We start from the raw sequence: 13,110 nt of genomic DNA on the forward strand, positions 1-13,110 counted from the left end.
CGCGCAGGTCCTCGCTGGGGCCGGAGAGGATGCCGGTTACAGGTCGCGGGCCATCCGCCAGCAGGGCTGGTCCATGGTGATCGTCGCCCGACCGCCCGGGCCGGCGGAGACGCCCGCGACACCGCAGCGGCCCTCGACGTAGTCGAACCGGAACCGCAACTCGATGTCGCGGGGCGCGCGCCAGGTCCGCGGGACGGAGCTCGTGGTGGTCAGACCGGTAGGGGTCACCTTCAGCTTGCCGGGGATGCCGTCGCCCTGACTCGTGCGCGCGGCCCGCCTCCCGTCGACGTACAGCTGCCGGGTGTCGAGCCGGCCGACGTCCGCCCGCCACACGCCCCGCCGCTCCGGGTCGGGCCGCCAGCCCCCGATCTCCCGGCCGCCGCTGAGGGCCACGCGCTCCTGCCGGGCCGTGCCGTAGCCGTACGCCTGATACACCACCCGGTGACCGCCACGCCCGGAGTCCCCCGCGGCCTCCGACATCCGCAGCGGAACGCTCAGCCGGTACGTCCCGCCGCGCAGATTTACCACGATGTCCGAGGTCATCCCCGCCGTCTCGGCCCGCACGGCCTGCTGGGCGCGGGCCGGCGTCGCGAACGGACGCTCGAAGGTGCCCTGCCACCCGTCGTTCCCCCAGGGCGCCACATACAACTGCCGCGCCGCGTGCCGACCGCCCTCCGCCGACGCCGGGGGAGCCGCCGCCCAAATCCCACCGGACACAGCCACCATCAGCGCCGATACGACCGCCCCGACCCGCAGGTCCGCCATGTTCCCGCTCCTCCCGTTCGCCGGACGGGTCCATGGTCGAGCGGGGACGCCACCGCGCGCGTCGGCCGAACGTCGCTCGCTGTGCGTCTTTGGTAGCGGCCGCGGACGCCGATGTGTGCCGGGACGACCGACCGAAGGTGCGCCACCCCGGCTACGTCGGCTCCCCCGCGCCGCATTGCGGGGGCTCGCCCGCCAGGAAGTCGAGGACGAGGCCTCGCAACGCGGCGCGCCCCGTCAGCCGGCGCTCCCGAGCCAGTACCCGAACCCCCGCCGGGTATGGACCAGCGCCGGCTCCCCCGGATCGCTGTCCACCTTGCGACGCAGCCGCGAGACCAGTTTCTCGATCGCCTCGTTCGCCCGGAAGTCGCCCCACACATGCCGGCTGATCTGCTCCTTCGACAGCACGCACTCGGCGTTGACGAGCAGATGGCGCAGCAGCCGATACTCGGCGGGGGTGAGATCGAGGGAACGGGTGCCGCGCCGGGCCCGGCAGGTGGCGTCGTCCAGGACCAGGTCGCCGTAGCGGGGCAGACCGGCATGGCGTTCCGGGCAGCGGCGGCGCAGCAGGACGTCGACCCGGGCGAGGACCTCGGCGATCCGCAGCGGCTTGGTGACGTAGTCCTGCTCGCCCGGGCCGAGTTCGGGGACGAGACGGTGGATCGAGTCGCAGGTGGTGAGGAAGAGCAGCGGGGCGGGCGGCAGCTTCGCGAAGTGCGGGAGGAGTACGGCGTCCCACACCGCCAGGTCGAAGCAGTGCTCGGTCAGCCGCACCATCCCCTCGGCTCCGGTGCCCGCCGTGCCGACCCGGTAGCCGGCCAACTCCAGCGTGGTGCTGAGCAGTTCGCTGTCCATCGGATCGTCCGCTACGACCAAGACGCACTGTCCGTCGCCGCGCGGCGGCGAGGGTTTCTCCAGGAGGGCGGGTTTCTCCAGGAGGTTCGAGAGGTTCGCGTTCATGGCGACACCCTTCGTGTGGGGGGATGCGTTGCGCGCCGGAACGGGTCGTCAGGCGGTGGGGCCGAGGTCGGCCGGTATTTCGGCGTTGGTGACGAAGTCGTCGACCAGCCGGTGGAAGAGCTCGGCGAGCTGCCGCAGGTCGTCGTCGGACCAGTCGGCCAGCGCCATGCGCATGCCGATCCGGCCTACCTCGCGGATGCGGTCCACCGCCGCTCTTCCCGCGTCGGTGAGTTCGATGCGCTGGGCCCGCCGGTCGTGCGGGTCGGCGTCCCTGATCACATAGCCGGCCCGCTCCAACTGCTGCACCTGGCGCGTGACATGGGATGCCTCCACCGCCATCAGCCCGGCCAGCACGCCGGGCCGCATCGGCTCGCTCTCGGCGAGTCGGCGCAGTATCGCCACGGCGGCCCGGTCAAGGGGCAGACCGGCCGCGGCCATCAGGTACTCGTGCTGTCTCGCCCGGCTCGCCAGGTAGGTGATCCGGGTGAGGCACTTCTCGATTTCCACGATGTGCGCCGGGACGGGCGCCGCTGCTGCGGCTGACAGTGCGGACATGGCTTCACCGTAGCAGCTACTTGCCTAAGTTAAGCAAAGTTTTCTACGTCCCAAAAGATTGCTTGACTTAAGTAACGTCAATATGCTTGCCTAAGTTAAGCAACAAGGCACTCCTGGATGTCAACGAACCGCGGATGTCAACGAACCCCGGATGTCACCGAACCCGGGTGTCACAGAAAGCGAGCTCTCCCATGGCCACCATGAGGTCCGTCCACACCGGCGCCAAGAACGAGATCGACGTCGTCGACGTCGAGCGCCCCGCCCCCGGCCCCAAGAACGCCCTGGTCCGCATCCGCGCCTGCGGCATCTGCGGTACCGACACGTTCTTCCTCCACCTCGGCGGCACGCCCCTCGGCGCCGACGGCTCGATGCGCGCCCTCCCCCTCGGTCACGAGCCCGCCGGTGAGATCGTCGAGGTCGGTGCCGAGGTCAGCGGGCTGAAGGTGGGCGACCGGGTGGTCGTCAACCCGCAGGGCGTGCCCTCCGGGATCATCGGGTGTGGCGGTGCGCACGGGGCCATGAGCGAGTACCTGCTCGTCGAGGAGGCGGAGGTCGGCAGAAACCTGGCCGTCTTCCCCGCCCATGTGCCCTTCGACGTCGCCGCCCTCAACGAGCCGATGGCCGTCGCCCGGCACTGTGTGAACCGCTCCGAGGCCCGCCCCGCCGACAAGGTGGTCGTCTTCGGCGCCGGGCCCATCGGGCTGGGCGCCACCATCTGGCTGAAGCTGCGCGGGGTCGAGCACGTGGTCGTCGCCGACGTCATCCCGGAACGGCTGGAGACGGCGCTGGCCGTCGGGGCCGACGCCGTCATCAACTCGGCGGAGGAGAACGTCACCGAGCGGCTCACCGAACTGCACGGCCAGGCCGCGAACGCGCTCGGGCAGGCCCGGGCCGGTACCGACATCTACATCGACGCCGCGGGGGCGCCCGCGGTCTTTCAGGCCACCGTGGACTCCGCGAAGTGGGGGGCCAAGATGGTCATGGTCGCCGTGCAGAAGAAGTCCGACGCGATTGATCTCGGGGGGATGCTGCGCAGTGAGCTGACGCTGATCGCCTCTCAGGGGTATCCGACCGAGATCTTCGAGGTGACCGCGGAGCTCGCGGAGCACCATGAGCGCTTCGCGAGGCTGATCAGTCATCGGGTGCCGTTTGGCGAGGTTGAGCGGGCGTTTGGGCTGGCGATGACGCCGGGGGCGGCGGAGAAGGTTGTCGTCACCTTTGGCTCGTAGGTAGTGCCACGCGGTGTCGTCGAGCGTGGTGCGGCGCCGTTGTGGCTGGTCGCGCCCACGCGGCGGAGCCGCATATCGATGCAGCCCCGCGCCCCTAAAAGACGGGCGTTGCCGTCACGGCATCTGACAGGAACCCCCTCATGGCCCCCCTCATAGCCCCTCCCCTGGTCGGCAACGTGCAGCAGCAGCTGCGTCGGCACCCCCGTGCCGTCGATGCCGGTGTTGCCCTCGCGGTGTTCGTCTGTTCCCTTCCCGGCACCGTCGTCACGCTCCCCGGCCATGAACCCGGACCGGCGTGGTGGCCCGGGGTGCTGCTGGCCGGGGTCTCCTGCCTCGCGTTGATGTGGCGGCACTGCCGGCCGCGGGCCACCGTGCTGGTGACGACGGTGGGCGCCATGGTGATGGCCGGGCTCGGCTACCTCCTGACCGTGCTGCTGCTCGGGCCGCTCATGATCGCGCTGTACACGCTGGCGCTGCGTACCGACCGGCGTACCGCCAACGCCTGCGCCGGCGCGGGGATCGTCCTGCTGGTCGGCACGACCCTGGTCCTCGACCCGTACGACGAACCCCTGTCCCTCAAGCTGCTCGGTCCCGCCGCCTGGCTGCTGTTGCCCACCGCGCTCGGCACCATGACGCGGCTGCGGGGTGCGTACCTCGAAGCCGTACAGGCGCGGGCCGAGCACGCCGAGCGGACGCGGGAGGAGGAGGCGCGGCGGCGGGTCGTGGAGGAGCGGCTGCGGATCGCCCGGGATCTGCATGACGTCGTCGCCCACCACCTCGTCCTGGCCAAGATCCAGGCGGGCACCGTGGCCCGGCTGCTGCCCGGCCGGCCTGCGGAGGCCGGGCGGATCACCGGTGAGCTGGCCGGTACGACCGACTCGGCCCTGCGCGAGCTCAAGGCCACGGTCGGACTGCTCCGGCACCACGCCGACGAGCTGGACGACCGGCCGCGACCTGGGGCCACGCCCGGGCTCGACCGGCTTGCCGAGCTCGTGGGGTCCTTCGAGGGCGCCGGGCTCAAGGTGACCGTCACGACGGAGGGGGAGCCGCGGGCCCTTTCCGCCGGTGCGGATCTCACGGCGTACCGGATCGTGCAGGAAGCCCTGACCAACGTCACCAAGCATGCCGACGGTCACTCGGCGGACGTGCGGCTGGTGTACGGCGACGACCGGCTGATGCTGAGCGTCAGCAATGGCGGTCGGGTCGGGCAGCCCCCCGGCAGCCCCGCTAACTCCCTTTCCGGACGCGGCGGTTACGGGCTCATCGGGATGCGCGAGCGCGCGCGGTCCGTCGGCGGCCGGATCCGTATGGGGCATCGGCCCCAGGGCGGTTTCGAGGTGGTCGCCGAGCTGCCGTTCCCGGCCCCCTGACCGACTCGGCCCACGGCGCCGGTCATAGCGCTGGTCACCGCGCCAGCTACCTCGCCAGTCACCGCGCCAGGTCACCGCGCCAGGTCACTGAACCAACCCGCGGACCCCACCCACTGAACCCACCCACCGCACCCACCCACTGAACCTGTGAACCAACCCCCCGATGGAGGCTCCGTCATGTCCCATGCCCTTGCCCGACCCGCCGACGCGGGAAGGAAGTCCGTCGCGCCGAACGCCGTCGTGGCCGTGTTGGCCCTCGCCGGCATCGTCGTCTCGCTGATGCAGACCCTGGTCATCCCGATCGTCCCGGAGCTGCCGAAGCTTCTGGACGCCGACGCGTCCGACACCGCATGGGCGGTCACCGCGACGCTGCTCGCCGCCGCCGTGGCCACCCCGGTCGTCGGGCGGCTCGGTGACATGTACGGCAAGCGGCGGATGCTGCTGGCGAGCATCGCCCTGCTGGTGTCCGGGTCGGTGGTGTGCGCGCTGGCCGACTCGCTGGTGCCGATGATCGTCGGGCGGACCCTGCAGGGGCTGGCCGCCGCGGTCGTCCCGCTCGGGATCAGCATCCTGCGGGACGAGCTGCCCGCCGACCGCCTCGCCGGCTCCACCGCCCTGATGAGTGCCTCGCTCGGCGTCGGTGGCGCGCTCGGTCTGCCCTCCGCCGCGTTCATCGCCGACAACTGGGACTGGCACCTGCTGTTCTGGACCTCCGCCGCCCTCGGCGTGCTCTCGTTCCTGCTGGTCCTGGCCGTCGTACCGGCGTCGAAGGCGCGCACCGGCGGCCGGTTCGACCTGGTCGGCTCGCTCGGGCTGTCGGCCGGTCTTGTCACCCTGCTGCTGGCCGTCTCGAAGGGCGCCGACTGGGGCTGGACCAGCGCGACGACGCTGGGTCTGGGTGCCGCGGCGGTCGTGATCCTGCTGGCCTGGGGCTGGTGGGAGCTGAAATCGCGGCAGCCGCTGGTGGATCTGCGCACGACCGCACGGCCGCAGGTGCTGTTCACCAACCTCGCCTCCGTCGCACTCGGGTTCTCGATGTTCGCTATGTCGCTGGTGCTGCCGCAGCTGCTCCAGCTGCCGGCGCAGACCGGCTACGGCCTGGGCAAGTCGATGCTCACCGTCGGTCTGGTGCTGGCCCCGCAGGGCCTGGTGATGATGGCCATGTCGGCCGTGTCCGCGGCGGTCACCAAGGCCAGGGGTCCCAAGGTCACCCTGATGATCGGCGCGCTGATCGTGGCCGCCGGGTACGGCCTGAACATCGTGCTGATGAGCGAGGTCTGGCACCTGATCCTGGTGTCCTGCATCATCGGCGCGGGCGTCGGCTTCACCTACGGGGCCCTGCCCGCCTTGATCATGGGTGCCGTCCCGGAGTCGGAGACGGCCGCGGCCAACAGCCTCAACACCCTGATGCGCTCGCTCGGCACCTCCTTCGCCAGCGCCATCGCGGGCGTCGTCCTGGCCCAGATGACCACCGACTTCGGTGGCTTTGCGCTGCCCTCGGAGAACGCCTTCAAGGTCGTCATGGCCATCGGTGCGGGCGCGGCCCTGCTGGCCTTCGCGGTCGCCACGTTCATCCCGAAGCAGCGCGGGGGCGCCGCCGGGCGGCCCACCACCGAGGACGAGCCGCGGCTGGCGGTGGTCAAGTCGGGCTGATGAGAAGTCACGACGGGTCCAAGCAGGCTGAGGGCGAGTCACGGCAGGTCAGCAGGTCACGGCAGGTTGAAGAAGATCATGGGGTTGTCGTGGCTGTCCCGCAGGGACAGGCCGAGCGCCAGTGACCGCTTGACGTCCCTCAGCCGGTCGTAGGTCTCCGGGGCATGAGCGCGGGACGCCGTGAAGTACGGCGTCCCGCGCTCCGCCAGCCACCGCAGCACCACCGCGCCCTCGGTGAACGGCAGAGCGCGGCGACCGTGGAAGACGTCGTGGACGCAGACCGGGATGCCGGGCGTCAGGCGCGGGAACAGGTGCTGGAGGTACCAGCGGGCGAAGCGGGCCGAGTGGGCTGCGTCGACGAAGAGGAAGTCGGCCGTGTCGGGGATTTTCGCGAGGTTCTCCCGGGCGTCGCCCTGGGTGAAGGTCCAGTGGCCGCGCGCGAGTTGGGCCGGGACACCTCGTACGACGTTGTCCGTGATGTCGTACGAGTGCAGGTGACCTGTGCCGTTGTCGCGCAGGGCCTGGAGTATCCAGGTCGTGGACCAGCCGTGGAAGGTGCCTATCTCGACGACCGTCTCGGGGCGGGACCCGCGTAGCAGGAGGTAGGTGATCTCCGCCTCGATGTCGTCGAGTTGGGCCTTCATCGAGTGCGGCGGCGCGAGCAGGCGGCGCTGCTTCTCGCGGACGCGGTCGAGGTCGTCGGCGTAGGTGCGGTAGAGGGTGCTGATGTGATCGAGATCGAGATCGAGATCGGCGTTGATGGGCTGGGACTCGGGCTGAGGCTTGAGCGGGGACTTCGGCTGGGACTCGGGGTGCATGCGCTGCTCCTGGGTGGGGCTCGGTGTGCTCGACACCGGGACAGTAAGAGGGCGCTTTGTGCGGATACGTCACACTGGGGTGCCAAGTGCTATGTCGTACTGGGGTATTACGAAGCACCGGTTCGCTCAGGGCCGTTCCTCGGGTGTCACCAGCCCCGACTCGTAGGCGAAGATGACGAGTTGGGCCCGGTCTCGGGCGTCGAGCTTGGTGAGGAGGCGCGTCATGTGCGTCTTCACGGTCTGCTCGGCCACGACCAGCTCGGCGGCGATCTCGGTGTTCGACAGGCCCTGCGCGACCAGAGACAGGACCTCCGTCTCGCGCGGGGTGAGGCCGTTCAGCTTCAACCGGGTCTCCCTGCGGCGGGCGGGGCGGCGCCGGGTGTAGCCCTCGATGAGGCGACGGGTGACCGACGGGGCGAGCAGGGCGTCGCCGGCCGCCACGACCCGTACGGCGTGCAGGAGTTCGGCGACCGGGGCGTCCTTGAGGAGGAAGCCGCTGACGCCGGCGGCCAGTGCCTCGTGGACGTAGTCGTCGAGGTCGAAGGTGGTGAGCATCAGCACCTTCGGGCGGTGTGTGACGCCGGGTGGTGGGTCGAGGAGGTGTCGTGCGGCCTCCAGTCCGTTCATGCCGGGCATCCGTACGTCCATCAGGACCACGTCGGCGTGCGTGCGGCGGGCCACCTCGACGCCGAGGGCGCCGTCGGGGGCCTCGCCGACTACGTCGATGTCGCTCTGTGCGGCGAGCAGGGCGGCTAAGCCGGAGCGCACCATGTCCTGGTCGTCGACGATGACTACGCGGACTGCGGTGGGCGTCGTGCCGGGCGGCCGGGCGGCCTGATGAGACATCGACGACATCGACGTGCTCCTGGGGCGGGTGGGGTGCTGGCCTCCACTGTGGCGGTACGCCGGGCCGGTCCGCCTCGGCCGAACGGCCGGGTTCGGTGGCCCGTGCCGGCGGACGGCTCCGCCGAACGGACGAGTTGGTGGTGGGGGGCCGTGGGTATTCGCCCCCGCCCCGCCCGGGAATCACTCACCGGCTGTCCCGGTTCTCAACGCACGACCGCCCACAAGCCGAGGAGGGGCCGCAGATGTCCGACGCACGACCGGCCGATCACCCCATACGCGTCCACGAACTCCGCCTGGTCGTCACCGCGGCCGACTACGACGAGGCGCTGCGCTTCTACCGGGACGTCCTCGGCCTCCCCGAGCGCGGCGCGTTCTCCTCCCCCGGCGGCCGGGTCACGATCCTCGACGCCGGCCGGGCCACCCTGGAGCTGACCGACCCGAACCACGCCGAGTTCATCGACGAGGTCGAGGTCGGCCGACGGGTCGCGGGCCACGTCCGGGTCGCCTTCCAGGTGGACGACTCGACGACCGCCACGGCCAGGCTGGCCGCCGCCGGAGCCGAGGTCGTCGCGGAGCCCACCCGCACGCCCTGGAACTCCCTCAACTCACGCCTCGAAGCGCCCGGGGCTCTCCAGTTGACGCTCTTCACGGAGCTGGGTGAGGGGTCGGACGAAGGGCGGGACGAGGGCTGGCAACGCGCGTAGATCCGGGAGGAGAAGCGGTTCCGTGGTTCCCCGGCCCCTCCAGGAGCTTATTCGGCCGTTTCGGTGATAATTGGGGCATGAGTACGACGACGTTTGTACTAGCGGCCACGTCGAGTGAAGTACTCAACGTGATCGCCGCCTTCGTGGGTGGCCTGTTCATCGCCGGCGCACTGGTCTGGGCCGTGCAGTTCGGCATGCGGGTCCGTGATCGAGAGCTGCCCCGGCCCACGGCCGACGAGCAGCCGCATCTCCCCGACACCGGTGCAGTCCACGAGATCCGGGAGATCCGCGAGCCGGACGAGGTGCCGCACGCAGTGGGCAAGGAGCGGCTCCTGCCGCACGAGCTGCACCACGCGGGCAGCCGGCGCAGCGAGGACCAGCACCGCAAGCGGTGGCTGCCGGGCAAGAGCGGAGCCTTCGGCGGAGGCGGGCTGGGGCACGGCTGAGCCGCCGGTGAACCGCCGGGAAATACCGGCGACGCAGCCGCCTGCGCGATGTCACCCTGTCCGGACGACGTACCACTATGTACGACTAGTGCGTTCGTGCACCTGCACGTGTCCGGACAGGGGGCGGATTGAGTTCTGCCCCGACGACCTGCTGGCCGAGCTGAACGGCCGCAAGGACCCAGCCAGGATCAACGACCTGCTGAGGCGCTGCCGTGCGTTGAAGCGCTAGAGGTGTCCGCGATGTCCTGGGCCGTCGCCAGGGCCAGGATCACGAAGAAGTCGATGCCGACCATGATCACCGACCACACCGGCGTGTACGGCAGGAAGAGAAAGTGGAGCACCATGCTCAGTGACGCCACGAAGATGCCGGTGATCCGCGCCCACCAGGCTCCCTTGAGGATGCCGTAGCCGACCGCTGCCACGACGGCCCCGAGGACGAGCAGGGTCCAGCCCCACCCCGTGAGGCTCATTCCGAAGACGTAGTCGCCGACACTGCCGTAGACGTCGTCCTCGGCGATCGCGGAGATGCCCTGGAGGACGGCCAGCAGACCGTTCACCAGCATCAGTACGCCCGCGAAGACGAGTCCGCCGGTGACCCAGCCGGGGACGGCGGATGCGGGCCGCTGCCCGCCGGTCGTGCCGGGGGTGGGCGTGGGGCCCGGGGCTCCGGGGTGGCTGTGGGCCGCGTCGGTTGCCTGTGACTGCGGCTGCGACTGCTGCTGACTCATGGCTGCCGTACCCCACTTCTCGCGTGTTCTGCGGTTGTTCTGCGGTTGTTCTGCGGTCGGTACGACGATGGGTTCGGCCGAGGGCGGTCACCACGGGGCGAGGGCCGAACGGGTGACGGCCGGGGTGCGGGCGCGGGCGTGCCGACCTTCACTGGAGGAGCCCGGACAGACAGGGCCAGGTCCCGGTCCCGGCACGATCCGGAACGCATCCGCTGGAGGCTCCATGCCCGGTCACCGAACGCGGTCGACGACGACCACCACGATCCTCACGACGACCGCCACGCTGGCCGCCGCCCTCCTGACCGCATGCGGCGAGGGCGACACTCCCTCCTCTGTGGCGAGCAAGGCCGCGTCGGCCGTCGCCTCGGCGACAGCGGAGGCGGGTCGCCAGTTGGACGACATCAAGGGCGGTATCGACGCCAAGGACGCGGTGAAGCTCGCCGAGCCGAAGACCGACTCTGACGGCCGTACGACCGTGGAGGTCACGGCGGACAACACGACCGACGCGACCCGGTCCTTCGGCGTGCAGATCAACTTCCGTGACGAGGACGGCAATTTCCTGGACGCCACCGTGGTGACCGTGTCCGACGTACCAGGAGGCAAGTCGGGGAAGGGCACCGCCCGCAGCACCCGCAACCTGAGTGGCGAGATACGGGCCGAGGTGGCGAGGGCGCTGCGCTACTGACGGGCACTACTGACAGGCGCTGCTCTCAGGCGCTACTCCCAGGCGCTACCGACGGCGAGCAGCGTCCGGCTGCCGGGGCTCGGGCGCTCCCGACACGGTGATGTCGATCTGTTCGCTCGTCGCGCTGACGCCGTTCATCGTCGCCGTCGCCTGGAGGCGGCCCGGACCGGGCTTGAGGGCGAGGGCGGGCAGGCAGTGCCAGATGCCGTTGGGGGCGGCGGTGGTCGCGCAGACCTCGTTCTCCGCCGCGTCGCGGACCGTCACCTGGGCGCCGGGATAGGCCGTGCCGATCATCCTCGACAACGCGCTCACCGGGACGCCCGACTGGGGGCGGGACAGGGTCGGCGCGGGCAGCCCGACCGTCACGGTGCAGGTGCCCCTCTCCCGCACGGTGCCGTCGGCGTCCCGCAGGACCAGGGTGCAGTCGGGCAGCCGGGTGCCGGGTTCGGCGTCCGAGGGGACCGACAGGACGAAGGGGAACGTACGGCTCTTCCACACGGGCACCGCCTCCCTCGCCGAATCGGGCACGCCCGCGAAGGTGTACGTCCCGCTGGCCCCGCCCTGCGCCACCGCCCCCCGGTACCCGAGCGCGGCGAACGGCAGACCCGTCACCCTCGTGGTCGCCGGCGCGGACAGGGTCAGCGTGGAACCCGCGCCCAGCGGCGCCTCCATTGCCGGAACCCCCTCGTAACCCCCCACCTCGACGAGCCCCTCCCGCCCTGGCTCGATGGTCGCCGCCGCCCACAGATCACGGCCCACCGAGCCGACCGAGGCCACAGGTGCGGTCGATTCGGTCGTGCGCTCCGCGGCGTACGTCACCCCGGTCCCACCGGTCACCCCCGAGATGGGCACAACGCCCGCGACAGCGAGCGACCCGAGAACCGTCGTCTTCCAGGACCTGCTCATCTTCGGCGGGGCTCCTCACATACGTCGGCAACACCACTGCCTGCGATTCTCGCGGCACGTTCCGCAGGTCACGCGTGCTGTTCGGCCGTACGGACCGGTAAAGCGGCGCGCACCACCCGTCCGGCGGCCCGGCCGGGGCCCTCGGTCGACGCGGGCGAACCGGCGGGCGGCCGACGTCAGCAGGTGCAGGGACGGGACGATCACGAGGGCCAAGTCCAGGAGGACCGGCGGGGTCCAGCGATACCGGTGATCCGACATCCCCTTCCCCGCCAATCCGACTACGGCTGAGTCCCCTGCTCCGGATGCCGAGCCGCCTTCTTCACGTCCTCCTCGGTCTCGGTCCGCGAGGTGCCCTGTTCCTTCGCGTACTCGGTCACCACCGTCTGGACATCGCGGGCGAGGTCGCGCCAGGCCCGCCAGGCGGTCTCGTAGGTGTCGGTCTGGAGCTCGGTCCACGGGGTGTGGGCGGGCGGCCCGTACTGGTCACGGAGCTCCTCCACCCTGGTGTGCGCCTGGTCCGCCGCCCGCTGCATGGCGACCAGTTCTTCGAAGGTGCGTGCCACGCGTCCGGATCCTTGGGCAGGGGGCCGCCCCGGGCGGTTCGCCACGCGCGGGAGCCGCTCCCCTCCACTCAGACGGAGTCGGACCGTGCCGCCAGTCGGGCCTCCAGGCCGTCGAGGATCGTCTCCACGCCGAACGCGAAGACCTCCTCCACCTGCTCCGCAAAGCTCTGCCCCCGCCGCGCCTGCGCCTCCGCACTGGCGGCCAGCCGTGGGTACTTCGCCGCGATGGCGTGGGCCCGCTCGACGACCGCGGCCTCGTCCTCGGGCTGCTCGGCCCCGTCCCGCGAGGCCCGCTCCTTGATCTCGGCGGCCTCGGTCGAGGTCATGAACGCCAGCCCCGTCACGAACATGAAAGGGGTGCTCACGGCCCAGTCGAGGTCGGCGTCCCGGAACCCGGCGGCCTCGAAGGTCTCGTACGCGCACTCCTGGAAGCGGGCCATCCCCTCGCTGTAGCCGACGTACGTGGTGATCACCCGCACCAGCCAGCGGTGCCGGTCGCACAGCTCGCGTGCGGCGAACATCAGCTCGCGCGCCGCCGCCCGCCAGCCCACCGCTGGGACTTCCGGCAGCCGGACCTCGTCCCACACCTCGTCGGCCGCGAGTACCAGCAGGTTCTCCTTGTTGCCGACGTGCCAGTACATCGCCGTGGCCGCCGAGCCCAGCCGCTGGCCGAGCTTGCGCATGCTCAGGCCGTCGATGCCCTCTTCGTCCAGCAGCTCGATCGCCGCCCGGACGATCTGTTCACGGTTCAAGGTCTCTCGCGCCATGGGACCAGCGTAACTGCCTCTTGCACGCTGTAAAAGTTCCTGACCCAAAGGACTTGCACACCGTGCAAGTCAAGTTTTACGGTGTTCAAGTCCACGGAGTTGCACACCGTAAAAGTCC

The 13,110-nt window shown here is 70.7% G+C and carries 15 protein-coding genes; 6 read left to right on the top strand and 9 right to left on the bottom strand.

Annotation, left to right across the window (positions count from 1 at the left end; genetic code table 11):
* Positions 1-36 precede the first annotated feature (36 nt).
* The 3 genes from ACIA8X_RS02825 to ACIA8X_RS02835 form a co-directional block, all read right to left on the bottom strand.
* Positions 37-765, bottom strand: a complete 729-nt coding sequence (locus tag ACIA8X_RS02825; protein WP_393454339.1) for a hypothetical protein — start codon at positions 763-765, stop codon at positions 37-39.
* Positions 766-999: 234 nt separating this feature from the next.
* Positions 1,000-1,722, bottom strand: coding sequence for a response regulator transcription factor (locus ACIA8X_RS02830; RefSeq protein ID WP_393454336.1), 723 nt, complete (start codon positions 1,720-1,722; stop codon positions 1,000-1,002).
* A gap of 48 nt (positions 1,723-1,770) precedes the next feature.
* Positions 1,771-2,277 carry a MarR family winged helix-turn-helix transcriptional regulator gene (locus tag ACIA8X_RS02835; RefSeq protein ID WP_393454333.1) on the bottom strand — a complete coding sequence of 169 codons (507 nt, stop codon included), beginning with the start codon at positions 2,275-2,277 and terminating at the stop codon, positions 1,771-1,773.
* Between the two features lie 191 nt (positions 2,278-2,468).
* Here ACIA8X_RS02835 and ACIA8X_RS02840 point away from each other — a divergent pair, with 191 nt between their 5' ends.
* The 3 genes from ACIA8X_RS02840 (at position 2,469) to ACIA8X_RS02850 (ending at position 6,529) form a co-directional block, all read left to right on the top strand.
* On the top strand, positions 2,469-3,506 hold the full coding sequence (locus tag ACIA8X_RS02840) for a zinc-binding dehydrogenase (RefSeq protein WP_399457644.1): 1,038 nt from the start codon (positions 2,469-2,471) through the stop codon (positions 3,504-3,506).
* A 140-nt stretch (positions 3,507-3,646) separates the two neighbouring features.
* The gene (locus ACIA8X_RS02845) at positions 3,647-4,876 is read left to right on the top strand and encodes a sensor histidine kinase (protein ID WP_399457645.1); all 1,230 of its coding nucleotides are present in this window, start codon (positions 3,647-3,649) and stop codon (positions 4,874-4,876) included.
* 177 nt (positions 4,877-5,053) lie between these two features.
* Positions 5,054-6,529 carry an MFS transporter gene (locus ACIA8X_RS02850; protein WP_393454323.1) on the top strand — a complete coding sequence of 492 codons (1,476 nt, stop codon included), beginning with the start codon at positions 5,054-5,056 and terminating at the stop codon, positions 6,527-6,529.
* 56 nt (positions 6,530-6,585) lie between these two features.
* Here ACIA8X_RS02850 and ACIA8X_RS02855 read toward each other — a convergent pair whose 3' ends face one another.
* Together ACIA8X_RS02855 and ACIA8X_RS02860 are read right to left on the bottom strand one after the other, a co-directional pair.
* Positions 6,586-7,347: a class I SAM-dependent methyltransferase gene (locus tag ACIA8X_RS02855; protein ID WP_399457646.1), complete on the bottom strand. Its 762-nt coding sequence runs from the start codon at positions 7,345-7,347 to the stop codon at positions 6,586-6,588.
* Positions 7,348-7,473: 126 nt separating this feature from the next.
* On the bottom strand, positions 7,474-8,202 hold the full coding sequence (locus tag ACIA8X_RS02860) for a response regulator (RefSeq protein WP_393454317.1): 729 nt from the start codon (positions 8,200-8,202) through the stop codon (positions 7,474-7,476).
* 233 nt (positions 8,203-8,435) lie between these two features.
* Here ACIA8X_RS02860 and ACIA8X_RS02865 point away from each other — a divergent pair, with 233 nt between their 5' ends.
* Together ACIA8X_RS02865 and ACIA8X_RS02870 are read left to right on the top strand one after the other, a co-directional pair.
* A complete protein-coding gene (locus ACIA8X_RS02865) occupies positions 8,436-8,897 on the top strand; it encodes a VOC family protein (RefSeq protein WP_393454314.1) in 462 nt (153 codons plus the stop codon).
* Positions 8,898-8,974: 77 nt separating this feature from the next.
* Entirely contained in the window at positions 8,975-9,343 is a 369-nt protein-coding gene (locus ACIA8X_RS02870; protein ID WP_393454311.1) for a DUF6479 family protein, read from the top strand.
* 188 nt (positions 9,344-9,531) lie between these two features.
* Here ACIA8X_RS02870 and ACIA8X_RS02875 read toward each other — a convergent pair whose 3' ends face one another.
* On the bottom strand, positions 9,532-10,071 hold the full coding sequence (locus tag ACIA8X_RS02875) for a hypothetical protein (protein ID WP_393454308.1): 540 nt from the start codon (positions 10,069-10,071) through the stop codon (positions 9,532-9,534).
* Between the two features lie 223 nt (positions 10,072-10,294).
* Between ACIA8X_RS02875 and ACIA8X_RS02880 the strand changes: the two genes are divergently transcribed.
* Positions 10,295-10,756 (top strand): FxLYD domain-containing protein, encoded by a 462-nt coding sequence (locus tag ACIA8X_RS02880; protein ID WP_393454305.1) that lies wholly within the window; start codon positions 10,295-10,297, stop codon positions 10,754-10,756.
* 45 nt (positions 10,757-10,801) lie between these two features.
* Here ACIA8X_RS02880 and ACIA8X_RS02885 read toward each other — a convergent pair whose 3' ends face one another.
* The 3 genes from ACIA8X_RS02885 to ACIA8X_RS02895 form a co-directional block, all read right to left on the bottom strand.
* Positions 10,802-11,662, bottom strand: a complete 861-nt coding sequence (locus ACIA8X_RS02885) for a carboxypeptidase regulatory-like domain-containing protein (RefSeq protein WP_399457647.1) — start codon at positions 11,660-11,662, stop codon at positions 10,802-10,804.
* 278 nt (positions 11,663-11,940) lie between these two features.
* On the bottom strand, positions 11,941-12,225 hold the full coding sequence (locus ACIA8X_RS02890; protein WP_393454299.1) for a hypothetical protein: 285 nt from the start codon (positions 12,223-12,225) through the stop codon (positions 11,941-11,943).
* Between the two features lie 68 nt (positions 12,226-12,293).
* On the bottom strand, positions 12,294-12,992 hold the full coding sequence (locus ACIA8X_RS02895; protein WP_393454296.1) for a TetR/AcrR family transcriptional regulator C-terminal domain-containing protein: 699 nt from the start codon (positions 12,990-12,992) through the stop codon (positions 12,294-12,296).
* Positions 12,993-13,110 lie beyond the last annotated feature (118 nt).

The sequence above is a fragment of the Streptomyces sp. NPDC051738 genome (assembly GCF_044453205.1).
Lineage (GTDB): Bacteria > Actinomycetota > Actinomycetes > Streptomycetales > Streptomycetaceae > Streptomyces.

Bases quoted from the DNA above. Each gene is read 5' to 3' on its own strand.
- ACIA8X_RS02835 (WP_393454333.1), bottom strand. From the start codon at position 2,277: ATGTCCGCACTGTCAGCCGCAGCAGCGGCGCCCGTCCCGGCGCACATC.
- ACIA8X_RS02880 (WP_393454305.1), top strand. From the start codon at position 10,295: ATGCCCGGTCACCGAACGCGGTCGACGACGACCACCACGATCCTCACG.
- ACIA8X_RS02895 (WP_393454296.1), bottom strand. From the start codon at position 12,992: ATGGCGCGAGAGACCTTGAACCGTGAACAGATCGTCCGGGCGGCGATC.
- ACIA8X_RS02860 (WP_393454317.1), bottom strand. From the start codon at position 8,202: ATGTCGTCGATGTCTCATCAGGCCGCCCGGCCGCCCGGCACGACGCCC.
- ACIA8X_RS02830 (WP_393454336.1), bottom strand. From the start codon at position 1,722: ATGAACGCGAACCTCTCGAACCTCCTGGAGAAACCCGCCCTCCTGGAG.
- ACIA8X_RS02850 (WP_393454323.1), top strand. From the start codon at position 5,054: ATGTCCCATGCCCTTGCCCGACCCGCCGACGCGGGAAGGAAGTCCGTC.
- ACIA8X_RS02870 (WP_393454311.1), top strand. From the start codon at position 8,975: ATGAGTACGACGACGTTTGTACTAGCGGCCACGTCGAGTGAAGTACTC.
- ACIA8X_RS02845 (WP_399457645.1), top strand. From the start codon at position 3,647: ATGGCCCCCCTCATAGCCCCTCCCCTGGTCGGCAACGTGCAGCAGCAG.
- ACIA8X_RS02885 (WP_399457647.1), bottom strand. From the start codon at position 11,662: ATGAGCAGGTCCTGGAAGACGACGGTTCTCGGGTCGCTCGCTGTCGCG.
- ACIA8X_RS02840 (WP_399457644.1), top strand. From the start codon at position 2,469: ATGGCCACCATGAGGTCCGTCCACACCGGCGCCAAGAACGAGATCGAC.
- ACIA8X_RS02875 (WP_393454308.1), bottom strand. From the start codon at position 10,071: ATGAGTCAGCAGCAGTCGCAGCCGCAGTCACAGGCAACCGACGCGGCC.
- ACIA8X_RS02825 (WP_393454339.1), bottom strand. From the start codon at position 765: ATGGCGGACCTGCGGGTCGGGGCGGTCGTATCGGCGCTGATGGTGGCT.
- ACIA8X_RS02865 (WP_393454314.1), top strand. From the start codon at position 8,436: ATGTCCGACGCACGACCGGCCGATCACCCCATACGCGTCCACGAACTC.
- ACIA8X_RS02855 (WP_399457646.1), bottom strand. From the start codon at position 7,347: ATGCACCCCGAGTCCCAGCCGAAGTCCCCGCTCAAGCCTCAGCCCGAG.